We start from the raw sequence: 26,139 nt of genomic DNA on the forward strand, positions 1-26,139 counted from the left end.
CCGATCGTCACCCGCCTCATCAGCAGGAACCGGTGGACTCGTACTCGTCGATCACGCCGACCTTCGCAGCTGACGCGCTGGTCGTGTCGAAGCGGTAGGTCAGCCATTCGCGCACAAGACGGCGGGCGAGCTCGATGCCGACGACCCGCTGACCCATCGTGAGGATCTGGGCGTCGTTGGAGAGCACGCCCCGCTCGACCGAGAACGAATCGTGGGCGGTGACGGCACGGATGCCGGCGACCTTGTTCGCCGCGATCGCGACACCCAGGCCCGTGCCGCAGATGAGCAGGGCTCGGTCGGCGTCACCGCGGGCGACGCGCTCGGCCGCTTCAATCGCGACCTTCGGGTACGGCGTGTGTCCGTCGGCGGCCACGCCGACGTCGAAGACGCTGGCGACGCCGTCGCTGGCCTCGAGGTCCCTCTTCAGGATCTCTTTGTAGTCGAAGCCGGCGTCGTCGCAGCCGATGACGATGCGCAGAGGTTCAGGCACGTCGGGTTCCTTCCTGGGCCGCGGCGAGCACATCGCCGATGGCGGTCACGATGAGGGCGAGCGAGTGCGCGCCCGGGTCGGGGGTGCCGACGCTGTGGTGCCCGTGGGTGCGGGCGCGTCCCATGCGGGGCAGCAGGTCGGCGGTCGCGGTTGCCGCCGCGGTGGCACGCTCGGCGGCGGAGCGCCACGAGACGGCGAGGGAGCCTCCGGCCGTGGCTGCGCGATCCAGTTCGGCGCTGAAGGGAACGAGAGCATCGATGAGGGTCTTGTCACCTACGACCGCCTTGCCGTAGGCCATGACACCCTGTGACCCGGCGGCCACCCCGGCAGCGACCGTCGCGGCATCGGGCCGGCCCTCGTCGCCGAGGGCGTCGGCGACGTGCGTGAGGATGACGCCCCACAGCGCGCCGGAGGTGCCTCCGGCTTTGTCGGCCCACGCGTCGGCCGCGCGGGTGAGGACTGTGCGCGCGCCCGCGCCGGCTTCGGCGGCGGCGCTCCCCGCGGCCAGGGCGGCACGCGAGCCACGCTGCATCCCGATCCCGTGATCGCCGTCGCCGGCGATCGCGTCCATGCGGCCCAATTCGTCCGCATGGGCGTCGACGATAGCGGCGATGGTCTCGAGGACGGCGCGGACGGTGGCGGCGACCGCGACCGAATCGGCGTCGCCCTGCGTCAGCTCCTCAGCCGCATCAACGTGCGCCGTGGCATCCGCACGCTTGGCGGGAGCGACCGAGCCTCGGCGGTATGCCGGGGTGTCGACCGGTGTCTCCCAGAGCTCGGCGAGTTCGTCGTCGAGCCAGAACAGCGTCAGCGAGGTGCCGGCCATGTCGAAGCTGGTGCAGTACTCGCCCACGTGCGGGTCGACGACTTTGAGGCACGCGTCGGCGAGCAACTCAGCAATGCGCCGGTAAACGACGAACAGTTCCTCGTACTTCAATGATCCGAGCCCGTTCAGTACCGGGATCACGCGCCCGTCGGCGCCGTCCGGGCGCTCCGTAAGCAGGCGACTCACGAGCAGTTCGGCAAGCTCATCGGCAGTGGGGATGTCGGTCTCGTCGATGCCGGGCTCGCCATGGATGCCTAAACCGATCGCCATCCGGCCGGATGGCACGGTGAACAGCGGCTCGGCTGCGCCGGGCAGGGTGCACCCCGTGAAGGCGACGCCGACCGAGCGGGTCCGGTCGTTCGCGTGTCGTGCCACGCGCGCGACGTCCGCGAGGTCGTACCCGGCTTCGGCGGCAGCGGCGGCCGTGCGGAACACGGTCAGGTCACCGGCGATTCCACGACGTCGGTGCGCCTCGTCGGGGCGTGCGCTGACGATGTCGTCGGTGACGGCGACCGTGTCACAGGCGATGCCCTCGACCCGCAGCCGATCCTGCGCGGCGTCGAAGTTGAGGACGTCGCCGGCGTAGTTGCCGTACGAGAAGAACACGCCGCCGCCCGTGTCGGCTGCTTTCGCGACCGACACGATCTGCTGCGTGGAAGGGGAAGCGAACAGGTTGCCCATGGCGGCCCCGTGGGCAAGGCCCTGGCCGACCAGACCGCCGAAAGCGGGGTAGTGTCCCGAGCCGCCGCCGACGACGACCGCGACCTGACCGGCCGGCGACACAGTGTTGCGCACGACCCCACCGGGAACCCGGCGCACGTATCTCTCGTTCGCCGCGACGAAGCCGGCGATCATCTCATCCGCGAAGTCGGCGGGGTCGTTCCAGAGGCGGGTCATGCGGGGTCCTGTCGGTGTCGCGGCGCTGGCGTGCCTTCCACATAGTGACAAACCGGTTGACCAATTGCAAGTTTCGACCGCCGATCCGCGGTAGGTTGGTCGCATGCCCGCATATCCCGGTGGCCGCGCCGACGAGATCTCCGCGGCGCTCGGTGCGCTGCCCAGCGGCACGCCTGTCTCCGAGGTCGCGCGTCGCCTGCTCGACCTGTTCACGAGCGGATCGATCGAGCCCGGCACCCGGCTGCCTCCCGAGCGGCAGCTCGCGGTGACGCTCGGCGTGGGGCGATCCGCGGTGCGCGAGGCGCTCGCCGCCCTCGAGATCCTAGGGATCGTCGACGTGCGCCCGGGCTCCGGCACCTACCTCCGCGGCCGGCCGAGCGAGCTGCTGCCGCAGACGCTGCGGTGGGGGCTGCTGATCGGCGAGCGCAACACCGCGCAGCTGCTGGAGCTGCGCTCGGGGCTCGAGATCTACGTCGCGCGCCTCGCCGCAGGCCGGGCCGGCGCCACCGACCTCACCGCACTCGAGGCCACGCTCGCCCGCATGCGGACAACGGTCGCCGACCTCAAGAACTTCGCGCGCGCCGACCTCGAGTTCCACCACGCGCTTGCCTCGGCCGCCGACAACGCCACGCTGGTCGACCTGTTGCACGTCGTGCGCTCGCTGCTGCAGGTCTACGCCGACCGAGCCGTGCACGACGAGGGCGCGGCCCGGCTGGCCGTCGCCGAGCACGATGCGGTTTTCCAGGCGATCGCGGCCGGCGATGCAGATGCCGCAGCCTCGGCGATGGCGGTCCATATGGCGACGGCCGCCGCGCGCATCGCCGCAGAGACCGGCACGCGCTGAGCCCACGTGGCGCGTCTCGCGCCGTGTGCGCTTCCTCTCGCTCCGGCATCCGACGCCACACGCCCACGCACGCCTCGGGAAATGTCGGCAGGTGATGCCGCGCATCGAGAGCGGTACGGGCCGCGTGACGTCGAGCTCGTCGCTACAGCCGCACCGTGAGGTGGCGCTCGAGCGTCTGGCGGATGAATGCCGACTGCGACGTCGCGCCGGCGCGGAACAGCGCCTGCAACTGGATGCCGTCGGACGCGGCGACGTAGGACTGCGCGGCCGTGGCCGGATCGGTGTCGTCGCGCAGCTGGCCGTGCGCCGCGGCATGGGCGAACGCGGCCTCCACATGGTGCAGCACCAGGTCGTAGCGCCCCCGGAAGTACTCGTGTGCGGGGTGGCCGGCAGTGGTGGCCTCGGCGGCCATGATCGTATACAGCCGTGTGCGTTCGAGGTCCTTCTCGTCGCGCTCGGCGATCTCGAGGATGCCGCGGAGGACGTCGATGCCCTGCCGGTCGCGCAGGTGGGTGTTGGCGTCGTGGTCGCGGTCTTCGAAAACGGCCTCCAGCAGCGCCTCCTTGGTGGGGAAGTGGTGGGTCACTCCGGGTGCCGTGAGCCCTACGCGCTTTGCGATCTCACTCAACGTGCTGTTGCGGAAGCCGACATGGGCGAAGACGTGTGCGGCGGCGTCGATGATCTGGCTGCGCCGCTGCGCCGTCTTGCGGTAGGCGCCGCGTCGCCCGGTCGGCGGTGAGGGAGCGGTCGCGGAAGACATGGACAAGACCCTAATGCAGGACATCAGTGAAACCTATTACGAGCGAAAGAATTAAAAACCTTCGAGCGCGAAAGAATCTATGCTACGTTCGCATGGTTGCCGCCGGGAGTGCGGCACCTACCCGCACCAGAAAGGAAGTGCAATGAAGCACAGCAACTCGCTCGTTGCCGCGATCGCGCTCGGGGCCGCCACCGTGATCACACTGACCTCATGCGCCGGCACCACCACCGAACCCGGAGACGAGGCGGCATCCGTCCTTCGCCTCGGCGTCGTGACGCCGCTGACTTCGTTCGCGCCGTGGGAGGCCTCATGGGCCAACCAGTCGCCCTATCTTCAGGCGGTATACGACACGCTCCTCACGGCGGAGCCAGACGGCACCGTCACCGAGGGCCTGGCGACGGCCTGGGAGTACGACGACGCCAAGACCCAGCTCACCCTCACCCTGCGCGAGGGCGTCGAGTTCAGTGACGGCTCCGCCCTTACCGCCGGGGTTGTCGCCGAGCAGCTCATCAAGTTCCGCGACGGCACCAGCGAGAACGCATCGCTGCTGCGCTCGGTGGAAGGCGTCACCGCGCCCGATGGCGCGACGGTTGTCGTCACGCTCGCCGAGGCTGACCCGGGGCTGCTGGGGTCCCTGACGAAGAACGCCGGCCTCGTCGGCGCCGAGGCCATGTTCGCCGACGCCGACGCGCAGACGTCGCCGATCGGATCCGGACCCTACGTGCTCGACGAGGGCGACACCGTGATCGGGTCGACCTACGTGTTCACGGCGAAGGACGACTACTGGGACGCCGACGCGGTTCACTACGACGAGATCGTCATCAACCTGTACGGCGACGCAACATCGCTCATGAACGCCGTCAAGGGCGGGCAGGTCGACGCCTCCGCGTCGCAGACGCCGACGCAGATCCCCGAAGCCGAGGCGGCGGGCTTCACCGCGAACATCCGCGAGTCCGACTACACCGGATTCCTGCTCGTCGACCGCGACGGCACGTTGAACCCGGCGCTGGGCGATGTGCGGGTGCGTCAGGCCATCAACCACGCGCTCGACCGCGAGGCACTGGTCGAAGCTCTGGCGGCGGGGTACGGCGTGCCGACCACGCAGATCATCTCGCCCTCGAACCCCGGCTACGACGAGGCGCTCGATGACGCGTACCCCTACGACGTCGACAAGGCGAAGCAGCTGCTGGCCGAGGCCGGCTACGCCGACGGTTTCACCCTCGTCATGCCGAGCAACGACTTCGTCCCGGAGTCCGAGTTCGCCATCTACGCCGACCAGCTCGCTCAGATCGGCATCACCGTCGAGTGGGAGAAGGTCGGCGACGACCTGTTCGGCAAAATGCTCGGCGGCGCGTACGCTGCGTTCTCGATGCTGCTCGAGACCGACACGAGCATGTGGAACTCGATGCAGTTCTCGATGCTGCCGTGGTCGCCGTGGAACCCGTTCAAGGTCGAGGACCCGAAGCTGGTCGCGTGGGCGGCCGAGCTCGCCACCGCCGAGGGCGACCGCGCCGACGAGATCGCCGTCGAGGTCAACGAGTACATCGTCGAGCAGGCCTGGTACGCGCCGTCGCACCGCCTGGAGAGTGCGTTCTTCACGGACGCCGACACGCAGGTGGAACTGCAGGTCGACAACGCCTACCCGTACCTCTGGAACATCCAGCCCGCCTCCTGACAATGTGAGGGGGCGGGGATGGTCCCGCCCTCTCACCGCACATTGGTTCCGTCATGCCCAGTTTCATCCTCCGGCGCTTGGCCGCAGGCGTCACCACGCTGCTCACCCTGTGCGTGCTCACCTTCTTCCTGCTCTACCTCGGCGCGGCAGACACCGCCCGCAACATCGTCGGGCAGACGGCATCCGAAGAGATCGTCGAGCGCAAGAAGGCCGAACTCGGCCTCGACCGCCCGCTGATCGTCCAGTTCGCCGATTGGGCCGGCAGTGCGCTGACCGGAGACCTCGGCAGGTCGTGGTTCACCGGTCAAGAGGTCACCGACGCACTCGTGGGCCGCCTGCCCGTCACGCTGTCCCTCACGATCGGTGCGGTGCTGCTGTCGGCCATCGTCGCGATCACCATCGGTGCGATCGCTGCCGGCCGGCGCGGCTGGGCGGACCGCACCGTCCAGGTGCTCTCCGTCGCCGGTTCCGCCGTCCCCGGGTTCCTGATCGCCCTGTTCCTCGCCGTCGTGTTCGCCATCGATCTCGGCTGGTTCCCGGCAACCGGGTACATCCGGCCCTCCGACTCGGTGGTGGGGTGGCTGTCCACCATCACCCTCCCCGTCATCGCCCTGTCGGTCGGCGCGATCGCGGGCGTCGCGCAGCAGGTGCGCGGCTCGATGATCGACGCCCTCCGGCTCGACTACGTGCGCACCCTCCGCTCCCGCGGACTCCCGCACCGCCGTGTCGTCTACCGGCACGTGCTGCGCAACGCGTCGGGCCCCGCGCTCAGCACCCTCGGCCTGCAGTTCGTGGTCATGTTCGGCGGCGCAGTCGTCGTGGAACAGGTGTTCGCCCTTCCCGGTCTCGGCCAGGCCGCCGTCTCGGCCACCTCGCAGGGCGACATTCCGCTGGTCATGGGCGTCGTGATCATCACCGCGGTCATCGTGGTCCTCGTCAACCTCACCGTCGACCTGCTGCAGGCCTGGCTCAACCCGAAGGTGCGTCTGTCATGACCACGTCGATCCCCGACACGGTGGCCCTCGCCACCCAGTCTGCCGACCGCCGCCGATCGCTGCCGGCGCGCTTGGCCCGCAATCCCCTCGGCGTGGTCTCGCTCGGCTACCTCGCGCTGCTGCTGCTCGTCGCAGTGATCGGCCCCTTCGTCATCCCGCACGACCCCAACGCCGTATCACTGGCCGATGTGTTCGCGCCGCCCGGCGGCCTGTACCCGCTGGGCACCGACAGCGCCGGTCGCGACGTGCTGTCCCGGCTGGTCGTCGCCACCTCGGTGAGTCTCGCCGGCGCCGCGGTCACCGTCGTCGTCGCCGCGCTCATCGGCATTCCGGCGGGACTCCTGGCCGGCTACCGCGGCGGCTGGTTCGACAGCGTCTCGGCCTGGCTCGCCGGAGTCCTGCTGGCGCTGCCGGCGATCGTGGTGCTGCTGGCGGTGCGCTCGGTGACCGGTCCCTCGATGTGGCTGATCATGGCGATCTTCGGCGTGCTGATCTCACCCTCGTTCTACCGGGTCGTCTACGGCTCGGTCCGCGCCGTGCGCGAAGAGCTCTACATCGACGCCGCCATGGTCTCGGGGCTGAGCGACGCGCGCATCATCGGCCGCCACGTCCTGTCGGCGGTGCGGGCACCGGCGATTCTGCTGGTGTCGGCGATCTTCGCCGTCGGCATCGCGATCCAGGCCACCATCGACTTCCTCGGGCTGGGAGACGCCAGCATCCCTACCTGGGGCGCGATGCTGGCGGACGGCTACTACAACATCTTCCGGGCACCGCTGCTCATGCTGTGGCCGAGCCTGGCGATCGGATTGACGTGCGTGGCCTTCACGCTGCTGGGCGCCGCCCTGCGCGATGAGACTCAGCACGTCGGCGACGCCACCGCGCAGAAGCGGTCGTCCTGGACGCCGCCGGCACCGCGCCCGGCTGCCCCCATCCGGCACGACTCCGACAGCAGCGACCCGGCTCCCCTCCTCGAGGCATCGGGGCTGAGCGTCGCGTACCCGAAGGGCGCCGGGTGGACGACCGTGGTCGATGACGTCTCGCTGCGGATCGCGCCGGGGGAAGTGCATGCACTCGTCGGGGAGTCGGGCTCGGGCAAGACCCAGACCGCCTGGTCGATCCTCGATCTGCTGCCCGAGAACGGCCGAGTCATGGCGGGCACGATCACCTTCGAGGGGGAAGACCTCGCTGCGGCCGCAGGTGCAGTCGACCGGCTGCGGGGGCGACGCATCGGCTACGTCCCGCAAGAGCCGCTGTCCAACCTCGACCCCAGCTATACGATCGGCCACCAGCTCACCGAGCCGCTGCGCGTCGTGATGGGAATGCGCCGGAAGGCCGCGAAGGCGCGGGCGCTGGAGCTGCTCGCGCAGGTCGGCATCCCCGACCCCGCCCGCACCTACCGGTCCTACCCACATGAGATCTCGGGCGGCATGGCGCAGCGGGTGCTCATCGCCGGCGCCCTGTCGTGCGAGCCGCCGCTGGTGATCGCGGACGAGCCCACCACGGCGCTGGACGTCACCGTCCAAGCCGAGATCCTTCGCCTGCTGCGCAGGCTGCGCGATGAGACCGGCGTCGCCATCCTCATGGTCACGCATAACTTCGGGGTGGTCGCGGACATCGCCGACCGCGTCTCGGTGATGCGACACGGATCGATCGTCGAGACCGGAAGCGCCGCCGCGATCTTCGCGGATCCGCAGCACGACTACACCCGCTCCCTGTTCGGGGCATTGCTGACCGCGGCGCCGTCGCGCGGGGCGCTCGCGGCGGCTGCCGCAGCACACGACGGGGAAGGACGGTCGGCATGACCACCGCAGCCGCACTGCTCGACATCCGCAGCCTCGACGTCACCTACCGCTCGCGCGGCTTGCGGCGGCGGGACTTCCAGGCGCTGCGCGCCGTCGACCTCGACGTGCAGCCCGGCGAGACCGTGGGCCTGGTGGGGGAGTCCGGCTCCGGGAAATCGACCCTCGGCCGCGCTGTGCTCGGCCTCGCCCCGATCACCGCGGGCACGGTGACCCTCGCGGGCGAAGACATCACCCACGCCGCCCGTGCCCGGCGCCGCGAACTCGCCGCCGACATCCAGGTGATCTTCCAAGACCCGTACTCGTCGCTGAGCCCGTCGCTGACGATCGGCGACACCCTCGCTGAGCCCCTGCGCGCGCGCGGCGTCGCGCGCACCGCGGCGCAGGCCCGCATCGCCGAACTGCTCGACATGGTCCACCTGCCCGCCGACGCCGTGCACCGACTGCCCCGCGAGTTCAGCGGCGGCCAGCGCCAGCGCGTGGCCATCGCCCGGGCGATCGCGCTCGAACCGCGCCTCATCGTGTGCGACGAGCCCGTCTCGGCGCTCGACCTCACCACGCAGGCCCGGGTGCTCGAGCTGCTCATCGAACTGCAGGAGCGCACCGGCATCGCGTACGTGTTCATCTCGCACGACCTCGACGTCGTCCGCGTCATGAGCCACCGCATCGCGGTGATGTACCGCGGCGAGATCGTCGAGCGGGGCGACGGCGAGCAGGTCTCCACCGCACCGGCCCATCCCTATACCCAGCGGCTCCTACTGGCATCGCCGGTGGCCGACCCTGCCGAGCAGGCCGTGCGCCGGCAGGCGTTCGACGACTATGTCCGCACCCACCCGAAAGACACCGCAGCGTGAGCATCGACACCGCACCGACGAACCTGACCGCCCGCGCCGCACGGATCGTCTCCGACATGACCGTCGCCGAGCGCGCCGGGCTCCTGTTTCATCCCATGGTCTTCCTCGATGAGACGCCTGATCTCGACGCGCCCTCGCCGCTGACCGGCGTGAGCCTGCGCGAGCTCATCGTCGACCGCGGCATCCGGTTCATCACGCTGGGCGCGATTCCCGCGCCCGACCGAGTGGCCGGAGCGATCCAGGTGCTGCAGGACCTGGCCACCACGACGGGATCGCGGCTGCCGATCGTCTTCGCGACCGATCCGCGGCACTCGTTCGTGCAGAACGACGGCGCGAGCCACCGTGCAGCCGGCGTTTCGCAGTGGCCCGAGCCGATCGGGCTGGGCGCCCTGGCCGACGAAGACCTCGTCCGCGACTTCGCCCGCATCGTCCGCGGCGACTACCGGGCGATGGGAATCCGCATGGCACTGCATCCGCAGATCGATCTCACGACCGAGCCGCGGTGGGCGCGCCAGGCGCAGAGCTTCGGAGCGACCGCCCCCCTCACCGGTCGGTTGACCCGGGCCTACCTCGAAGGACTCCAGGGCGACGCGCTCGGCGCCGACAGCGTCGCCGCCACCGTCAAGCACTTCCCCGGCGGCGGCCCGCAGCAAGACGGCGAAGACCCGCACTTCCCCTACGGGCGCGAGCAGGTGTACCCCGGGGGACGGTTCGAAGACCATCTCGCCCCGTTCCGCGACGCGATCGCCGCCGGCGCCGGCATCGTCATGCCCTACTACGGAATGCCGGTGGGCCTCGAACTCGACGGCGAGCCGGTCGAGCAAGTCGGCTTCGCCTTCAACCGGCAGATCATCACCGGTCTGCTGCGCGAGAAGCTCGGCTTCGAGGGCGTCGTCATCAGCGACTTCGGGCTCATCACCGACCAGGTCGTGTTCGGCAAGCCGTTCCCCGCCCGGGCCTGGGGCGTCGAACAGCTGTCGCGAGAGGATCGCACGCTGAAGCTGCTGCACGCGGGCGTCGACCAGTTCGGCGGTGAGTTCGACACCACCCTGGTCACCACGCTCGTCGAAGACGGACGTCTCGACATCGCGCGCCTCGACGAGTCGGCCCGCCGGATCGTGCAGCTGCAACTGCGGCTCGGACTCATCGACCCACCACCGCAGCACTCCGCACCCGTACTCGGCGCACCGAGCGACGTCGCCCGCGGCCTCGAAGCGCAGAGCAGGGTGATGACGGTGCTCGTCAACCCCGACGCGCCTTCGCCGGCGCACCTGCCCCTCACCGGATCGCGCCGGGTGCACCTGCAGGGGCTCGATGCGTCGGCGCTGCCTGCCGGATGGGTCGCCGCCGAAGCCGCCGCCGCCGAGCTCGCCATCGTGCGGATCTCGGCACCCTTCGAGCCGCGCGACGATTACTTCCTCGAGGCGGGCATGGAGCAGGGCAGCCTCGATCTGCCCGCCGACCTCGTCGCCGAGATTGCCGAACTGGGCAAGCGGATGCCAGTGGTACTCGTCGTCACGCTCACCCGGCCGGCGATCCTCACCCCCGTGATCGCCGACGTCGCCGCGGTGGTCGCAGACTTCGGTGCGTCGGATGCTGCCGTCATGCGCGCCCTGACCGGCGAGATCCGCCCGGAGGGTCGTCTGCCGTTCGAGTTGCCGCGCAGCATGGCCGCCGTCGCCGACAGCCGCCCCGACGTGGCATCCGACTCCGCCGACCCGCTGTTCCCGGCGGGCTGGAGCGCGCTGTGAGCGCCGCGCAGCCAGCGATCGTCATCGACGCCCTGCGCGCCGAATACCGCACCGACGCCGAATGGGTGGCCACCCCGATCCCCCGGCTCAGCTGGACCGTCAACGCCGCGGCGGGCTGGCGTCAGGATGGTGCCCAGTTGCGCCTCGACGGTGACCTCGTCGCCGACCTGGACGGCGACGACCATACGTTCGTCGCGTGGCCGTTCGACCCGCTGCAGCCGCGTGTGCGGCACCGGGTCGACGTCCGGGTGCGCGATGCCGCCGGTGGCTGGAGCCCATGGAGCGCGTCGGTGCCCGTCGCCCTGGGGGCGCTGGCCCCTGACCAGTGGCAGGCCCAGTTCATCGGGCTGGCAGGCCCCGAGCATCCGGCGCAGCCGGTGCTGCTGCGCACCACGATCGATGTGCCGGCTGGCTCGACATCCGCCGTCCTCTACGTCACGGCGCTCGGCGCCTTCCGGGCGTTCATCGACGGGGTCGCGATCGACGACAGCGTGCTCTCGCCGGGGTGGACGGCGCTGCCGCATCGGCTCATCCACGAGTCGATCGACCTCACCGCGCTGCTGCCGGCCGGACGCCACGTGCTCGGCATCGAGCTGACCGGTGGCTGGTTCACCGAGGAGTACGGCTTCGACGGGCAGGGCCGCCGGGTGTACGGCGACCAGCCGGCCGTCGCCGCGCAGCTGCACCTCACCTCACCCGACGGCAGCGGAACCGTGATCGCCACCGGCGAGGACTGGCTGGCCCGCGGCGACGGTGAGATCGTCGCATCCGGTATCTACGCGGGCGAGACGATCGATCACCGCCGCCGTCGCGACTGGTGGGGCACCGCCCTCGAACCGGGCTGGCTGCCGGCCGCAACGGTCGACGCCGATGTCATCCCCGAAGCCCGGACCGCACCTCCCGTCCGGATCATCGAGTCGGTCGCGGTCGCCGGCGCGACCCGGCGCGACGACGGGCGCATCCTTCTCGACTTCGGCCAGAACCTCGTCGGGCGCCTTCGACTGCAGGTCGAGGGCCCCGGTGGCACCGAGATCGTCGTCCGTCACGCCGAGATTCTCGACGCCGGCGAACTGGCCACTGGGCCGCTGCGCACCGCGGCGGCGACGGACCGGTTCGTCCTCGCCGGCGACGGCATCGAGCAGTTCGAACCGGTGGGCACATTCCACGGGTTCCGATACGCCGAGCTGAGCGGGTGGCCGGGGGAGTTCGACCCGGCATCCGTCACCGCTCAGGTGATGCACACCGACCTGCGCCGCACGGGCTGGTTCGACAGCTCGCACGCGCTGTTGAACCGCCTGCACGAGAACGTTGTCTGGTCGATGCGCGGCAACTTCCTGGCCCTTCCCACCGATTGCCCGCAGCGCGATGAGCGCATGGGGTGGACCGGCGACGCGCAGCTGTTCGCCCCGACGGCGTCAATGCTCTACGACGTGTCGGGCTTCTACGGCAGCTGGCTGGAGGATCTCGCGGTCGAGCAGGCCCAGCACGGCGGCGTCGTGCCGTTCATCGTGCCCGACGTGCTCCGCTTTCCCGCAAGCCCCGCCGCCGGCTGGGGCGATGCGGCGACCGTGATTCCCGCGGTGATGTGGGAGCGCTACGCCGACCGCGAGGTGCTGAGCCGGCAGCTGCCGAGCATGCGCGCGTGGGTGGATGCCGTCGTCGAGCGCCTCGATGGTGAGCTGCTCTGGGAAGGGCACATGCAGTTCGGCGACTGGCTCGACCCCGACGCGCCGCCCGACCGGCCCGGCCAGTCGAAGGTCGACACCGGCATCGTGGCCACCGCCTACCTCTTCCGTTCGGCGACCCTCGTTGCGCAGGCTGCGGGCGTGCTCTGCGACGCCGCCGCGGCGCAGCAGTACGCCCAGCTCGCCGACCAGGTGCGGGCCGCGTTCGTCTCGGCCTACATCACCCCCGACGCCCGGATGATGTCGGACGCGCCCACCGCTTACGCGCTCACGCTCACCTTCGACATCGTGACCGATCCGGCGCTGCGCGCGCGACTGGGGCAGCGGCTGGCCGAATGCGTGCGGCGCAGCGCGTTCCACATCGGCACCGGCTTCCTCGGCACCCCGGCGCTGCTGGATGCACTCCTCGACGCCGACCAGGTCGAGGTCGCCGACCGGCTGCTGCTGCAGACGGAGTGCCCGTCGTGGCTGTACCCGGTCACTCAAGGCGCGACGACGGTGTGGGAGCGCTGGGACTCGCTGCTGCCTGACGGCACCATCAACCCCGGCGAGATGACGTCGTTCAACCACTACGCCCTGGGCGCCGTCGTCGACACGCTCTACCGGCGCGTCGCCGGCATCGGCCCCGCGGCGCCGGGCTGGCGGCAGATCCGCTTCGCCCCCAGTCCGCTGCCGTCACTCGATCATGCCCGCGCCCGCGTCGACACGGCCGCCGGCACGGTCGAAGGCGGCTGGGAGCGGCGCGACGGCTCGATCGTGTTCGCCCTCGAGGTGCCCGTGGGGGCGGACGCGATCGTCCGGCTGCCCGGTGAAGACCCGTTCGGAGTCGGCCCCGGGCGCCACGAATGGAGCCGCGCCGCCACTCCATCGCCACGTCCGGGCGAGGTCGGGCTCGGCACCCCGTTCCGCGACATCGCCGGTGACGCCGAGGCCTACGCGTGCGTGATCGACGCCGTCACGGCCGCAGCCGGCGCCGAAGCCGCCGCGATGTTCCGGCACCGCACCGATTGGTCCTCGCACACGCCGCTCGTCGCCGGGATCTTCGGCCTGCCGCCGTCCGTCGGCGGGGGGCTGGCGCAGGCGCTCGGAGGGCTGAGCGCGCGGCGGGGCTGAGCGGGCGGGTGCTGCGCGCCGGACTGCGCGCGGCGCGGCTGAGCGCGCCGCCGCTGAGCGCGGCGGACCCCGGTACGGTGTTCGCATGAGCGATGACTGGACCCGGCTCTGCGCACTGCTCGACGACGACCCCGATCTCCTCACCTCGGTCGGTGCGGCCGCCGGTGATCCTGACGAGGCAGACCCGTGGGGCGCGGTGATCGACGGTCTCGACGATGCCGGCGCGCTCGCCTACCTCGAGCGGGGGGATGCCGGCGTCGAGCTGGCCGACGCACTGGCCGGCGTTCCGCGGGTGTTCCGGGCCGGCGTCGACCTCGAGCCCGTCGCCGATGTCGAGGGAGAACTGCCGGCGGCGATCGCGCGCGCCGACGCGATCCTCGCACCGCAGGGCCTGCGCCTCGTCTACCTCGCGGAAGACTCGGACGCGTTTCCGCTCGTGGTCGTACCGGTCGCGCACGCCGACGAGATCGTCGCGCTGGCGACGAAGCTGGGACACGAGGCCCGGGTCTTCGGCTGAGGTGGCCCCGCGCCGCCCATCGAGGGCGAAACCAGGTGACGGTGGATGCCGGACACCGCTACGCTCACGCCATGTGGCCTTTCGCTGCCAAACCCAAGCCCAAGCCCGCCCCCGCGGTCGGCCCGCCGGATGACACCTCGGTCGATCCGCCGGAGCGCGCGGCGTCGACGCACCGCACCGCCTTCATCCTGCTGGCATTCGGCGGCGCGGCGCTGGCGTCGTTCGGCATCGCCGCGATCGCATCCATCTTCGCGTCGGTGTTCTTCGCCCTCGTTCTGACGATCTGCGTCTACCCGGTGCGGCGATGGCTCGAAGCCCGCGGCGTGCCGCGCGGGCTCGCGACCGTCGCCGTCCTGGTGGCTGTCGTGGCGCTGCTGGCCGCGTTCATCGGGGCGCTGATCGTCTCGTTCGGACAGTTCCTGACGCTGCTGCCGCAGTACACCCCGCAGCTCGAACAGTGGCTGACCGACGTCGGGGTCCGGCTCGAGGGTTTCGGCATCGGCCCGGATGAAGTCGAAGCGATCCTGTCGTCGTTCCAGCCGTCGGTGATCCTCGGCTATCTCGGCGGGCTCGCCGGAAGCGCGGCCGGGCTGATCTCGTCGGCGGTGGTGCTGTTGACGGTGCTGATCCTCATGGCGGCAGACTCGTCGTTCTCCGCGACGATCGCCGCCGGGATCACCGAGCGGCGCCCGGCCGTCGGCGGCGCGATGGTCCGCTTCACGAACGGAGTGCGGCGCTACATGGTCGTCACGACCGGGCTGGGCCTTGCGCAGGGCCTGGTGAACTGGGCCGCGCTGGCGATCATGGGGATCCCCGGTGCGGCGCTGTGGGGACTGCTCTCGTTCCTGTGCAGCTTCATCCCCAACATCGGCTACTTCATCGCGATCATCCCGCCGATCGTGTTCGGCGCGCTCACCGGCGGCTGGCCCCTCGTGATCGCCGTCATCCTCGTCTACGGCGTGTTCAACGCCGTCATCCAGTCGATCGTCCAGCCGAAGGTCGTCGGCAATGCGGTCTCGCTCAGCCAGACGATCACCTTCGTCTCGGTGCTGTTCTGGGCAGTGTTGCTCGGCCCGATGGGTGCGATCCTGGCCGTGCCGCTGACGCTGCTCGTGCGCATGATCCTCATCGACTCCGACCCGCGCACCGCGTGGATCCGCCCCGCGCTCGGCGAGGTCGATGACGCGAAGCGTCAGATGGAGGCGGAGGATGTCGCGCGGGCGCGCGCCCGTCGTCTGCGGCGCGACCAGCGTCGCGCGGGCGAGGGGGGCGAGCGGGCGTAGCGGACGGCCGCAGCCGGTCCGTTTCAGGAGGTCTGTGCCGGGCCGGGTGCTCAGCCCGTGGCCGAGACCGGATCGGCGGACGCGTCAATCCGACGGAGGCGACTGATCAGATCGGTCACCTGGCCGTCGCTGAACAGCCCGTCGGGGCCTTCCGGTGCCAGTCCGGTGAACGGATCCTCGTACAGCCGCCGGGGATCGAGGCATCCCGCGATCGTCAGCTGCTGCACGACCAGATCGACGAACGCGTGCTGGCGCTGGGTGAATCCGGGCGCGGCGACGAAGTCGGCCAGTGCCGCCTCGGCGGCTGAGCGGTCGAGTCCGACGATCGACCTGACGAAGCGGCCGAGACCGCCGGCCTCGACCGACTGTGCCCGCAGCTCGGCCATATCCACCCCGCCCGCCGACACGAGGATCGTCTCGAGCTGGGCGAGATCGAGGGCCGTGAGCGGGCGCCCGGTGCGCAGCTTGTGCAACGCCACCTCCTCGGCATGTGAATCCAGGAAGCCGAGGAGCTTCTCTCGGAATGCGCGGCGGTCCAGTCCCGGCATGACGCGGGCGATCTCGACGTCGCGCGAGTCTCCCACTGTGTCTTCGAAGTCGGTGAAGACCGGCTCCCGTCCGCGCGCATCGAGCAGGCGCACGAGCTCCCGCAGGTTCACCCGCACGCGTTCGAGCAGTGCGAGGGACGGCGCTTGCCACCAATCCGGATCGGCGACGGCGGCAATCAGCGCGCGTTGAGCATCAACAGCGGGGATGCCGCGCCGCTCGGTCAACCCATTCGCGATGTCGACGACGCGATTGATGACCGCGGGGGCGATCGGTGCGCCGTCGGCGACGGCCAGCTGTGCGTCGAGCAGGAGTGCGTCGAACCGCTTCGCCATCTCGTCGGGATCGTTCTCGGCCGGTGAGGGGAGCCCTGCCAGCTCGGCGGCGGCATCGACATCGGCGGCTGTGAACGTGTTCCAGGCCGCTTCCTGGCCGAATCGATCCACGGTCCGCAGATGCTTGCGCACGAGGAAGTTGTCGCGATTCATGGCCGCGACGGCGCCGTGCAGCCGGGTGGCAAGGCCGTCGCGCAGCGCGCGGTCATCGGCGTCGTCCGAGCCGCCGAGCAGTGCCAGCAGCCGCACGCGCGAGCCGAAGAGCCGTTCCGACAGCGAGGTCTGCCGGCCAGTGGGAGCCTCGGGCACATCGACGTTGAAGTATTCGATGTTGCCGCACACGTCGAAGATGATGAAGTCGGTCTTGTCGAGCCCCGGACCATACAGGTCCGGCCTCAGGCGGGTCCCGCGGCCGACCATTTGCCAGTACTTCGTCTGCGAGTGCACCGGCTTGAAGAAGACGAGGTTGACCACATCCGGAATGTCGATGCCGGTGTCGAGCATGTCTACCGAGATCGCGATGTCCGGCGCCTTGCCCGGTGTCGAGAAGTCGTCGATGAGAGTCTGGGCGTACGGCCCCGAGGCGTGTGTGATGACGCGCGCGAGCGAGCCCCTGCTCTCGGGATAATTCGCGTCGAGTCGTGCCTCGATGAAGTCCGCATGCTTCTGGTTCTTGGCGAAGACGATCGTCTTTCCGAGGCGATCGCCGCCGGCGACCCGGTGGCCTTCCTGCATCAGGATTTCGAGCACCTTGTCGACGGTGTCGGCGTTGAAGAGCCACCGGTTCATCGCGGCCGCGTCGATCTCGTCGGGGATCTCGCCGTTGTGCCATTCCAGCGCGTCCCATTGCTCGCGCTCAGCGTCGCTGAGGTCGGCATAGTGGATGCCGCGGTTCATGAAACCGAGGTCGATTACACGTGCACGCGGCGGAACGAGGTAGCCGCCCTCGATCGCGTCGTCGAGCTCGTAGGCGTCGGTGGGCACACCGTCGTCGAGTTCGAACAGGCGGTAGGTGTTGTGGTCGATGTCGGCGCGCGGGGTCGCGGTCAAGCCCACAACCAGAGAGTCGAAGTAGTCGAAGATCTCGCCGTACCGGTGGTAGATCGATCGATGCGCTTCGTCGACGACGATCAGATCGAAGTAGCCCGGGCCGAATCGGCGCAGGTCATCCCCGCCGGCGTCGATGAGCCCCATCACGGTCTGATAGGTCGAGACATAGACGCGGCCGTCGCTGTCGCGGTCGGTGAGCAGATTGACCGGTGCACTGTCGGACAGGTGCATCTTGAACGCGCCGACGGCCTGGTTGACCAGGGCCGTGCGGTCAGCGAGGAACAGCACTCGCTTGACCCAGTTGGCGCGTTGCAGCACGTCGACCAGGGCGATGACGGTGCGCGTCTTCCCCGTGCCGGTCGCCATGACCAGCAGCGCACGGCGCTTCTTCTGCTCGAAGCTTTCGTTCACTGCGCGGATCGCCCGCCACTGATATGGGCGCTCGACGATCGTCCCGTCGATCTCCACCGTGCCGAGCGGCTTCATTGAGCTGCGCCGCTGCACGGCCAGGGCCAGTTGGTCCTTGGTAAGAAACCCCGCGATGCGACGCGGCGGGTAACGGCGATCGTCCCACATCCAGTGCTCGTACCCGTTCGAGTAGAAGACGATCGGGCGCTGACCGAAGTCGCGCTCGAGCGCGTCGGCGTACAGTTCAGCCTGCAGCCGCCCCTCCCTGGCGTCCTTGCGGGTGCGCTTGGCCTCGACGACCGCGAGCGGCGTGCCGTCATCGCCCCACAGCACATAGTCGATCTTGCCGGTGCCCGACGGGCTCGGGATGCCGGTGACCGGCCATTCGCGGTCGCGTGCATCGCTGAGAATCCAGCCGGCTTCTCGCAGCTGCAGGTCGATGAGCGCGCTGCGGGTCTCGGTCTCGGTGGCTTCGGTCGGGTCGGCGATGCCGAGATCGGCGTTCTTCGCCTCGTTCGCGGCCTTGAGCTCGGCGAGCTGTGCGCGGAGTGCATCCAACTGGGCTTGCGCTTCGGCGCCGAGCGCGTGCGCGGCCGCGAGTTGCGCCGTGAGGTCGGCGCGAGCGGCATCGAACTCGGCTTGCAGCTTCTCCAGTTCGGCGCGGGTGCGCTGGATCACGACGGCCGGCGCCGGCGGCACGAGAGCGAACGCGAACGGTGCGGGTTCGGGTGCGGCCGGATCGGCATAGCAGTGGTGCAGCCACCGGCACAGGCTGTGCAGTTGCTCGATCGCCAGGCGGGCGCGGAGCAGCGGAAGGTCGTCGTCTTTGTGGACGGCGTCGTTGCCGATGAGCCGGATCGACTTCAGGATCCCCCCCACGTTGTCGCCGACCGCGTCGCGGAACGGCTTCTGATGGGTGAGGTTCGAGAACGAGTCGTCGTAGGGGCGGACGAGGTTCTCGGCCGCGTAGATCCACTCGGTGAACAGTTCGGCGGCGCGGCGCGCATACGTCGCGGCCGCGCGCGGATCGGGCTTGAGGTAGGCCTCGGCGCGGGTCGCGGCATCGCCGATCTGCGGCCATCGGCCGACGACGAACTCGAAATTCCCCAACGAACGGCTCCTCTGGGCGGCACCGGCCGCCGCTCAGACCGATGCTAGCGAAGCCGCCGACATCAATGTCGGAGGTGTGGTGTGTCCTGATCTACTGGCCATCGGGCCGGTGGCGCACGACTGGGGTCTGCGTCTGGGACGACCAGAAAGTCATTCGTCATGTCTGAATACAACAACACGCCTGCTCTGCCGCCTGCCGGGTGGTACCTCGACCCGCACGACACCGCGCGGCAGCGGTACTGGGACGGTGCGCGGTGGACCGAGCAGGTCGCCGCACCCGACGCCGCTGCCACGCCGCCGAGCACCGAGTCGCCGTCGGCCGTTGGCGCCGCGGCCGCCGTGGTGAGCACGCGTCGCTTGCCGAAGCTCACCTGGTGGCAGTGGGCGCTCGGCGCGCTCGGAACCCTCGTGCTGATCAGCATGATCGTCACGGGGATCAACGGTGTCGCCGGCATCGGCGCAGACTCGGCGTCATCCGATCCCGCGCCGGCAGAACCGGCCGCAGCCGGAAGCGGCGGGTTCACACAGGATTCCAAACGGCCCACCGAGAAGCCGGTCGCGATGATCGAGGTACCCGACCTGGTGGGCGTCACCGTCGCCGAAGCGCGAGCACAGCTCAACGACCTCGGTCTGGACCTCGAAGCCACCGACGCGGGCGACGACTGGATCGTCACGGCCCAGCAGCCGGCGCAGGGATCGCACCCGCTGGAGGGCCTCGAGTTGAGCATCACCAGCGAGGCGCCCAAGCCGGTGTACACGCTGGCTCAGCAGAACGCGATCGGCACGGCGCAGGATTACCTGGACTATTCCGGGTTCTCGCGCGGCAGCCTGATCGGCCAGCTGGAGTACGAGGGATTCTCGACCGAAGATGCCACCTTCGGTGCCGACAACGCGGGTGCTGATTGGAACGCTGAGGCGGCCGAGAGCGCAGCGTCGTACCTGGACTACTCGTCGTTCTCGCGGCAGGGCCTGTACGACCAGCTCGCATATGAAGAGTTCACGCCCGAGCAGATCGAGCACGCACTGAGCGCCGTCGGCTACTGATCGGCTGACCTGTTCAGTGGAAACCGCGGCGGCGGTCACTCTGGGGTGGGCGCCGCCGCACCGCTTCTCCACATTCGGGTCGATCTCCGGCCGCGTGGGGGAAGTGCGGAATACGATGTGATGAATATCGGGGGTCATCATGTCGTTCAATGTTGCGCTGACGTCGGTGCTTTCGGGCGCGTCCGTCCGGCAGCTCGGGCACTGGCGCAAGACGGAGCTGCTCGTGCCCGAGGTGAACAGCGCGAGCCGACCGATTCTCTACTCCTTCCGCGATATCCTCGCGCTTCGCGCCGTGGTGAAACTTCGGCAGGATCAGTCACTGCAGAAGATCCGCAAGGCGTTCGCCACCCTTCCGCACCTCGATCTCACCGAGCATCCCGCACAGTACGCGCTCGTGAACGAGGGCTCCACCATCGCGCTGGTCCGGGATGACGGCAGCGAGATCGACCTTGTGACCAGGCCGGGCCACGCGATTCTCGTCACACTTCCCGACATCATGAACTCCTTCGAAACGCACCGTGGGGCGGTCGTCGACCTGCGTCGCCCTCGGGAACACCTCCGAGTTCGGGAGCAGTGGCTGGGAGGGTGGCCGACAATCGAAGGTACGCGGGTACCCTATGACACGATCGCGGAGTTGCTGTCCGACGGAACCATTGAGCCGTCGGACGTCGGCCATTATTACCCCGGCGTCACAGCAGCAGCGGCACGGGACGCGTTGGATTTCGCTCGCTCCGTCCCTGGCTGGCGCGAATCGATTGCAGCGTGACGTGAGGTTCTTCCTCGACGAGAACATGCCCGTCGTGGCTGTTCCGCCGCTGCGTGCTGTCTTCGGCGATCGGCATGAATTCGAGACCGCACGCACTCTTGGTGTCACAGGCGTCGATGATGTCGATCTCTACCCTCGTGTTCGCGCTGCCGGCGTGCTCGCGATCATCTCGAAGGACGATCGTCAGCTGAGGGTCGAAATCGAGCGCCGTGGTTTGTTCGAGAATCAACTGTCGTTCGTCCACCTCCGCACCACAACGATCGCTGGACAGAAGGGTCTTGCCCTGACAGTCGCTTCGTTGGCGGCGGGCATCCCGTACATCGAAGAACGGTGGATGCCGGAACCGTACGTGTTTCGCCTCAAGGGCTTGCAGAGCGCCTTCTCCGAACGGATCGCCTCGCACCAGCCGATCTGGCGCGATCGCTGGGGTGACAAGCCGGACGGGTGAGCGCGCCCGCTGTCTAGAGTTCACCTCGGAAGGCGCGGTGCTGCAGAGATGCGATGAGGGAGTTGAACGACTGTGCACGGCCGATTGCGTGATCTCGAGCCTGGTCGATTACGCGCAGCGCCTCCATGAAGCGCGACTGGGCGTGATCGGTCGGATCGAAGACGGGTAGTGATCGCAGTGTGGGAATGCTGATGTTGTACTGGCCAGCGGATGTCGCAGCCCCCGACCGCAAGTGGCGTCGTGCGATCGGACTGCGGGCCAGGGCGGCAATCGCGCGCGGCTCGATACCTTGCTTCAGACGCGCACGGATCAAGTACGAGGCAAACACCCACGGCGTTGAGTCTCCCGGTGTCGGCTTCAAGGTTGAGAATGCAGATGCACGGCCGACAATGTCGGGGTTTCCGTTCGAACGAACGAACAGCACATCGCGCGGGTGCAGCCGCAGCCGCGTCGACTCCGCGACTGGTATTTCCACGGTCTTCAGATCTGCCGAGTTGATGGCGAACCCGGTCACGTTCGGAATCCGTAGGACCGGGAGCCCCGTCGCACCCGCCCTTTGCGATGTGCCGTATCGAAATTCCTCGGTGATGTCGCCCAGCTGTATCCCCGACCCAATCGATCCACCCAGGAGGCGCTCGAAGCTCGCGTCTTCGAGAACATCGAACCGGGTGGCTGCGCGATGCGCAGTGGCGCGCAGGGCGTCGGCCTCGTCGAGGATCGCTGCGATTCGGCGCTGCTCGTGGAGGGGTGGGACGGGCACACGGTATTCGCGGAGGAACTTGAAATGCCTCGAGTACCCGGCATTTGGAATGTCGAGCGAGCGCATCCATTGGAAGGCATATCGCGGATCGAGTCGGGGTGAAACGCTCAGGACTTTCACCCCGTCCGCTCCGATCACAAAGTCATTCGACGCGAACTTAACTCGCCGCGTGTGGTCACCGAACAGAAGTAGAGGGCGATCCACTCTGGTCACGGCTGATTCGTCGTCCCAATAGCCGGCGACGTCCTGGTCGCCTTGGTCGCGCACGGGAAATCTGCCTGCCATCGCGAAGTCGCGTTGCTTTATGCGCGGGCTCTTTGCCGTGACGTCGGCGAAGGCGTCAACGAACGGCACCGATTCCCAAGTCACGCGAGCATCTCCCGCAGGCGTTTGAGCCCGTCCTGGATCCCCAGTTCCAGAGCATCGAGCTCGTCGAGGATCTCGGCGGGGGAGCGGTGCTCGACCTCCTCGATCTCGATCTCCTTGTACCGATTCAGCGAGAGGGCGTAGTTGTTGTCGACGATCTCCTGCTTCGGCACCAGGAATGACTGAGCGGTGCGGGGATTGGAGGGCTCATCGAACACGGGCGACGTTTCGTCTCGCCTCGCTCGCTCACCGATCGGGGGGCGGAGGGAGCGCCAGCGGGCCAGCACGTCCGGAAGGTCGTCCGCCTCGATCGGCGTGCGCTTGTCGTCGAGTGTCATACCGTCGGCGCGCACGTCGTAGAACCACACGTTGTCGGTGCCGCCGGACGACGTCTTGGTGAAGAGCAGGATCGCGGTCGAGACTCCGGTGTAGGGCTTGAACGTTCCGGAGGGCAGCTTGATCACGGCATCGAGCTTGTGGTCGTCGACGAGCAGCTTGCGCACCGCTTTGTGTGCGTTCGACGATCCGAACAGCACACCCTCGGGAACGATGACGGCCGCGCGGCCGCCGTTACGCAGCATCCGGACCATCAAGACCAGGAAGAGCAGCTCGGTCTTGCGGGTCTTCACGACCTTCTGCAGGTCCTTCGCGACGGTCTCGTCGTCGAGCGACCCGGCGAACGGCGGGTTGGCCAGCACGAGCGAGTACTGGTCGAGCCCCGGATGTCCCTCCGAAAGCGCATCCGCGCGCTCGATCGTGGGGTTATCGACGCCGTGCAGCAGCATGTTCATGCTCGCGATACGCGCCATCGCGGCATCCGAGTCGTACCCCGTGAACATCGGGCCGTTGAAGTGCGTTCGCGACCCGGCATCCGCCCAGATCTCGGGATGATGCTCGCGCAGGTGCTCCTCGGCCGCGACCAGGAATCCCGCGGTGCCGACGGCCGGGTCGATGATCACGTCATCGGGCCGCGGCTGCTGCAGATCGACCATCAACTTGATGATGTGCCGCGCGGTGCGGAACTGCCCGTTGGTGCCGCTCGTGGCGAGCTTGCCGAGCATGTACTCGTAGATGTCGCCCTTGGTGTCGCGATCGTCCATCGGAATGTCGGCCAGCAGGTCGACGACCTTCGTCAGCAGGGCCGGCGTGGGGATGGTGAAGCGGGCGTCGCGCATGTTGCGCGCATAGCTCGACCCCTCGGCGCCGAGCCGGCGCAGCCAGGGGAAGACATGCTCTGACACGACGTCGAACATCTCGGACGACGAGTAGTTCGTGAACACGCTCCAGCGCAGGTCGCGGTAGGGGCGCGGCGAGACGGCGTGTTCGTCGTGGCCGACGGGGAAGATCGGGTTCTCGACAGGATCACCGAAACGCGAGGCCTTCTTCTCGGCGAGCAGTTGCAGATCGTCGAGACGCTTGATGAACAGCAGATACGTGATCTGTTCGATCACCTCGACCGGGTTGGCGATGCCGCCTGACCAGAAGGCATCCCACACCTTGTCGACTTGGCGCCTCAGCTCACCCGTGACCACACCGTCTCCCCTCGAACGTGCAACTCTCCTACGGTAGTCGAGGGGGTCGGACATTCACTGCGCGCGAAAGTCGGCTGGCGACTATCCGCACGCTATGTCGGATCCACCACCACGCCCGGTATGCTTTTGTCATACCGGGCTGAACCTGGAGGTGACGAATGGCTGTTCGCAAAGTGGCGATCACTCTGCCCGAGGAGCTGTTCGAGATCGTCGAACGTGCTCGGGCGGTCGAGCATCGCACGCGCTCAGAAGTGATCCAAGAGGCGCTGCGGACGCACTTCGGCGAGGCGATCTTTGTTCCCAGCGATGACGAGCGGCGGCTGCTGACGGCTGCGCTCGACGAAGCTGCGCAGTCGCCGGAGCGTACCCGTGAGTGGAGCCAGGTCCGCGCGGAGTTGCGCACCGAACGGTGACGGTCCGACTCACCGATCTCGCGGCGGCCGATCTGGCGGAGGCGCGCAACCACTACCGCGCGATCGCCGACGACCTGGATCAGCGTTTCCTCGATCGACTCGATCTCACCATCGCCCGCCTGCTCGCCTTTCCGCAAGGCGCGCCGCCCGTCGACGGCTTCCCCGGCGTCAGACGAGCCCGGATGCGTCAGTTCCCGTACGGAGTGTTCTACCGTCTCGATGGAAACGACATCCTGATCCTTCGCGTGCTGCACACCCGTCGCGACCCATCCGCGCTTCGCTAGACTGCGGCGGCGCGCAACAACCTGGGGCGACTCACCGTGATCCATGCCCCGGCATCCACCGGTCAGCGCACGCCCCGCATCAGCTTCAGCACCGGCCGCACCGCCACCAGCAGCGCGGCGCCGAGTGCGATCGCGATGAGCCCGAGCACCGTGAAGTACGGCACCTCGTTCTCGGGGTCGTAGAACTGCGCGAGCCAGCCGGCGATGGCGGTGCCGAGCGCGACGGACAGGAAGTACAGCGCGACCATCTGGGTGTGGAAGCGCTCCGGTGCGAGCTTGGTCGACGCCGACAGCCCCACCGGCGAGATGAACAGCTCGGCGATCGTGAACACGAGCAGGATGCCGATGATCGCCAGCAGCGGCGTCGAGTTGGGCCCGCCGCCGGCGAACGGCAGGAAGAGCAGGAACGCGCAGCCCATGATGATCGCGCCCAGCGCGAACTTGACCGGCGTCGACGGCTGGCGTGACCCGAGCCTGGTCCAGATCGCAGCGAACACGCCCGACAGGATGATGATGAAGATCGGGTTGATCGAGTTGATCCACGGAACCGGCATCTCCCAGTCGCCGATCATGCGGTCCAGCCGCTGGTCGGAGTACACCGTCAGCACGGTGAACTGCTGCTGGTACAGCGACCAGAATCCGACGTTCACGATGAACAGCGGGATGAAGCCGAAGACGCGTGAGCGCTCGTCGCCGCTGATGTGCCGCGACGCCAGAATGACGAAGAAGTAGGCGATCGCGGCGGCGAGGGTGACCAGGATCACGATGCCCGCGAGATTGTCGGCCCGGATGACGCCCGCAAGCACCAGGGCGACGACGACCACCACGCCGCCCAGCCCGATGCCCGCGAACAGCACGCGCCGATCACGCGGCAGCGGGTTCGGAACGATGCGTGCCTGCTCGGGCAGCTGCTTGCGCCCGAACGAGTACTGCAGCAGCCCCAGCGCCATGCCGACCGCCGCCGCACCGAAGCCCCAGTGGAATCCCACCGACGACTGCAACCACCCGGTGACGAGGGGACCGAAGAACGCGCCGAGGTTGATGCCGAGATAGAACAGCGAGAAACCGGCATCCCGTCGCGTGTCCTTCGCGCCGTAGAGAGTGCCCACGACCGAGGTGGCGTTCGCCTTGAGCCCGCCCGACCCGACCGCGACCAGGACCAGGCCGATTCCCAGTCCCCAGACGCTCGGCAGGAGCGCCAGCGCCACGTGCCCGGCCATGATCACGATCGCGCTGTAGAACAGCACGCGCTCCGAGCCGAGAAGCCGGTCGGCGACCCACGCGCCGAGGATCGTCGACAGATAGACGGCCCCGCCGTAGGCGCCCACGATGCCGGTCGCCACCGCCTGGTCGATCCCCAGTCCGCCTTCGGCGACGGTGTAGTACATGTACAGCAGCAGGATCCCCTGCATGCCGTAGAAGCTGAACCGCTCCCACATCTCGACGCCGAACACGTGCGCCAACGCCCACGGCTGGCCGAAGAAGCGCGTGTCGTGGTCGCCCGCTTCGGCGGTGGCCGTGGTCGCCCCGTCGGGAGGGCCGACGGGCACCTGCTCTGCGTCGTGATCGTCGTGCATGCTCATGCGCG

General features: G+C 68.8%; 21 protein-coding genes. 14 read left to right on the top strand and 7 right to left on the bottom strand.

Going from position 1 to position 26,139, the window contains the following annotated elements; genetic code table 11:
• Positions 1-19: 19 nt before the first annotated feature.
• The gene (locus tag BKA10_RS14135) at positions 20-490 is read right to left on the bottom strand and encodes a ribose-5-phosphate isomerase (protein ID WP_248199379.1); all 471 of its coding nucleotides are present in this window, start codon (positions 488-490) and stop codon (positions 20-22) included.
• Positions 483-2,213, bottom strand: a complete 1,731-nt coding sequence (locus BKA10_RS14140) for a dihydroxyacetone kinase family protein (RefSeq protein ID WP_183500555.1) — start codon at positions 2,211-2,213, stop codon at positions 483-485. The genes BKA10_RS14135 and BKA10_RS14140 overlap by 8 nt, the downstream gene beginning before the upstream one ends.
• A 103-nt stretch (positions 2,214-2,316) precedes the next feature.
• On the opposite strand from BKA10_RS14140, the gene BKA10_RS14145 reads away from it, so the two are divergent.
• The gene (locus BKA10_RS14145) at positions 2,317-3,057 is read left to right on the top strand and encodes a FadR/GntR family transcriptional regulator (protein ID WP_183500556.1); all 741 of its coding nucleotides are present in this window, start codon (positions 2,317-2,319) and stop codon (positions 3,055-3,057) included.
• Between the two features lie 142 nt (positions 3,058-3,199).
• Here the strand turns inward: BKA10_RS14145 and BKA10_RS14150 are convergent, their stop codons facing one another.
• The gene (locus BKA10_RS14150; protein WP_183500557.1) at positions 3,200-3,817 is read right to left on the bottom strand and encodes a TetR/AcrR family transcriptional regulator; all 618 of its coding nucleotides are present in this window, start codon (positions 3,815-3,817) and stop codon (positions 3,200-3,202) included.
• 142 nt (positions 3,818-3,959) lie between these two features.
• Here BKA10_RS14150 and BKA10_RS14155 point away from each other — a divergent pair, with 142 nt between their 5' ends.
• From BKA10_RS14155 to BKA10_RS14190, 8 genes are all read left to right on the top strand, one after another.
• Positions 3,960-5,492 (top strand): ABC transporter substrate-binding protein, encoded by a 1,533-nt coding sequence (locus tag BKA10_RS14155; RefSeq protein WP_183500558.1) that lies wholly within the window; start codon positions 3,960-3,962, stop codon positions 5,490-5,492.
• A gap of 53 nt (positions 5,493-5,545) precedes the next feature.
• Positions 5,546-6,487, top strand: a complete 942-nt coding sequence (locus tag BKA10_RS14160; protein WP_183500559.1) for an ABC transporter permease — start codon at positions 5,546-5,548, stop codon at positions 6,485-6,487.
• Complete coding sequence (locus BKA10_RS14165) at positions 6,484-8,289, top strand: dipeptide/oligopeptide/nickel ABC transporter permease/ATP-binding protein (protein WP_183500560.1); 1,806 nt, start codon at positions 6,484-6,486, stop codon at positions 8,287-8,289. Before BKA10_RS14160 ends, BKA10_RS14165 begins: the two co-directional genes overlap by 4 nt.
• Positions 8,286-9,140 (top strand): ATP-binding cassette domain-containing protein, encoded by an 855-nt coding sequence (locus tag BKA10_RS14170; RefSeq protein ID WP_183500561.1) that lies wholly within the window; start codon positions 8,286-8,288, stop codon positions 9,138-9,140. Before BKA10_RS14165 ends, BKA10_RS14170 begins: the two co-directional genes overlap by 4 nt.
• Positions 9,137-10,891 (top strand): glycoside hydrolase family 3 protein, encoded by a 1,755-nt coding sequence (locus BKA10_RS14175; RefSeq protein ID WP_183500562.1) that lies wholly within the window; start codon positions 9,137-9,139, stop codon positions 10,889-10,891. Before BKA10_RS14170 ends, BKA10_RS14175 begins: the two co-directional genes overlap by 4 nt.
• The gene (locus BKA10_RS14180; protein WP_206686869.1) at positions 10,888-13,689 is read left to right on the top strand and encodes a family 78 glycoside hydrolase catalytic domain; all 2,802 of its coding nucleotides are present in this window, start codon (positions 10,888-10,890) and stop codon (positions 13,687-13,689) included. The genes BKA10_RS14175 and BKA10_RS14180 overlap by 4 nt, the downstream gene beginning before the upstream one ends.
• 85 nt (positions 13,690-13,774) lie before the next feature.
• On the top strand, positions 13,775-14,206 hold the full coding sequence (locus BKA10_RS14185) for a DUF6630 family protein (RefSeq protein ID WP_183500563.1): 432 nt from the start codon (positions 13,775-13,777) through the stop codon (positions 14,204-14,206).
• Positions 14,207-14,277: 71 nt separating this feature from the next.
• A complete protein-coding gene (locus BKA10_RS14190) occupies positions 14,278-15,489 on the top strand; it encodes an AI-2E family transporter (RefSeq protein ID WP_183500564.1) in 1,212 nt (403 codons plus the stop codon).
• Between the two features lie 50 nt (positions 15,490-15,539).
• On the opposite strand, the gene BKA10_RS14195 is transcribed toward BKA10_RS14190, so the two are convergent.
• Positions 15,540-18,938 carry a type I restriction endonuclease subunit R gene (locus tag BKA10_RS14195; RefSeq protein WP_183500565.1) on the bottom strand — a complete coding sequence of 1,133 codons (3,399 nt, stop codon included), beginning with the start codon at positions 18,936-18,938 and terminating at the stop codon, positions 15,540-15,542.
• A 159-nt stretch (positions 18,939-19,097) separates the two neighbouring features.
• Between BKA10_RS14195 and BKA10_RS14200 the strand changes: the two genes are divergently transcribed.
• The 3 genes from BKA10_RS14200 to BKA10_RS14210 all read left to right on the top strand — a co-directional run bounded on the left by BKA10_RS14200 (position 19,098) and on the right by BKA10_RS14210 (position 21,196).
• A complete protein-coding gene (locus BKA10_RS14200) occupies positions 19,098-19,982 on the top strand; it encodes an Ltp family lipoprotein (protein ID WP_183500566.1) in 885 nt (294 codons plus the stop codon).
• 139 nt (positions 19,983-20,121) lie between these two features.
• Complete coding sequence (locus BKA10_RS14205) at positions 20,122-20,748, top strand: DUF433 domain-containing protein (protein WP_183500567.1); 627 nt, start codon at positions 20,122-20,124, stop codon at positions 20,746-20,748.
• A 1-nt stretch (position 20,749) separates the two neighbouring features.
• A complete protein-coding gene (locus BKA10_RS14210; protein ID WP_183500568.1) occupies positions 20,750-21,196 on the top strand; it encodes a PIN-like domain-containing protein in 447 nt (148 codons plus the stop codon).
• Positions 21,197-21,209: 13 nt separating this feature from the next.
• Here BKA10_RS14210 and BKA10_RS14215 read toward each other — a convergent pair whose 3' ends face one another.
• Positions 21,210-22,325 carry a restriction endonuclease subunit S gene (locus tag BKA10_RS14215; protein ID WP_183500569.1) on the bottom strand — a complete coding sequence of 372 codons (1,116 nt, stop codon included), beginning with the start codon at positions 22,323-22,325 and terminating at the stop codon, positions 21,210-21,212.
• On the bottom strand, positions 22,322-23,854 hold the full coding sequence (locus BKA10_RS14220; protein ID WP_183500570.1) for an N-6 DNA methylase: 1,533 nt from the start codon (positions 23,852-23,854) through the stop codon (positions 22,322-22,324). The genes BKA10_RS14215 and BKA10_RS14220 overlap by 4 nt, the downstream gene beginning before the upstream one ends.
• A gap of 158 nt (positions 23,855-24,012) precedes the next feature.
• Here BKA10_RS14220 and BKA10_RS14225 point away from each other — a divergent pair, with 158 nt between their 5' ends.
• Together BKA10_RS14225 and BKA10_RS14230 are read left to right on the top strand one after the other, a co-directional pair.
• Positions 24,013-24,267 (top strand): ribbon-helix-helix protein, CopG family, encoded by a 255-nt coding sequence (locus BKA10_RS14225; RefSeq protein WP_183500571.1) that lies wholly within the window; start codon positions 24,013-24,015, stop codon positions 24,265-24,267.
• Complete coding sequence (locus tag BKA10_RS14230) at positions 24,264-24,551, top strand: type II toxin-antitoxin system RelE/ParE family toxin (RefSeq protein WP_183500572.1); 288 nt, start codon at positions 24,264-24,266, stop codon at positions 24,549-24,551. Before BKA10_RS14225 ends, BKA10_RS14230 begins: the two co-directional genes overlap by 4 nt.
• Positions 24,552-24,613: 62 nt before the next feature.
• On the opposite strand, the gene BKA10_RS14235 is transcribed toward BKA10_RS14230, so the two are convergent.
• Positions 24,614-26,128 carry a peptide MFS transporter gene (locus BKA10_RS14235; RefSeq protein ID WP_372491459.1) on the bottom strand — a complete coding sequence of 505 codons (1,515 nt, stop codon included), beginning with the start codon at positions 26,126-26,128 and terminating at the stop codon, positions 24,614-24,616.
• Positions 26,129-26,139: the final 11 nt, after the last annotated feature.

It is taken from the genome of Microbacterium invictum (assembly GCF_014197265.1).
GTDB lineage: Bacteria > Actinomycetota > Actinomycetes > Actinomycetales > Microbacteriaceae > Microbacterium > Microbacterium invictum.

Excerpts from the sequence above, each read along its gene's own strand:
- BKA10_RS14140 (WP_183500555.1), bottom strand. The coding sequence starts at position 2,213 with ATGACCCGCCTCTGGAACGACCCCGCCGACTTCGCGGATGAGATGATC.
- BKA10_RS14145 (WP_183500556.1), top strand. The coding sequence starts at position 2,317 with ATGCCCGCATATCCCGGTGGCCGCGCCGACGAGATCTCCGCGGCGCTC.
- BKA10_RS14150 (WP_183500557.1), bottom strand. The coding sequence starts at position 3,817 with ATGTCTTCCGCGACCGCTCCCTCACCGCCGACCGGGCGACGCGGCGCC.
- BKA10_RS14155 (WP_183500558.1), top strand. The coding sequence starts at position 3,960 with ATGAAGCACAGCAACTCGCTCGTTGCCGCGATCGCGCTCGGGGCCGCC.
- BKA10_RS14160 (WP_183500559.1), top strand. The coding sequence starts at position 5,546 with ATGCCCAGTTTCATCCTCCGGCGCTTGGCCGCAGGCGTCACCACGCTG.
- BKA10_RS14165 (WP_183500560.1), top strand. The coding sequence starts at position 6,484 with ATGACCACGTCGATCCCCGACACGGTGGCCCTCGCCACCCAGTCTGCC.
- BKA10_RS14170 (WP_183500561.1), top strand. The coding sequence starts at position 8,286 with ATGACCACCGCAGCCGCACTGCTCGACATCCGCAGCCTCGACGTCACC.
- BKA10_RS14185 (WP_183500563.1), top strand. The coding sequence starts at position 13,775 with ATGAGCGATGACTGGACCCGGCTCTGCGCACTGCTCGACGACGACCCC.
- BKA10_RS14190 (WP_183500564.1), top strand. The coding sequence starts at position 14,278 with ATGTGGCCTTTCGCTGCCAAACCCAAGCCCAAGCCCGCCCCCGCGGTC.
- BKA10_RS14200 (WP_183500566.1), top strand. The coding sequence starts at position 19,098 with ATGTCTGAATACAACAACACGCCTGCTCTGCCGCCTGCCGGGTGGTAC.
- BKA10_RS14205 (WP_183500567.1), top strand. The coding sequence starts at position 20,122 with ATGTCGTTCAATGTTGCGCTGACGTCGGTGCTTTCGGGCGCGTCCGTC.
- BKA10_RS14225 (WP_183500571.1), top strand. The coding sequence starts at position 24,013 with ATGGCTGTTCGCAAAGTGGCGATCACTCTGCCCGAGGAGCTGTTCGAG.
- BKA10_RS14235 (WP_372491459.1), bottom strand. The coding sequence starts at position 26,128 with ATGCACGACGATCACGACGCAGAGCAGGTGCCCGTCGGCCCTCCCGAC.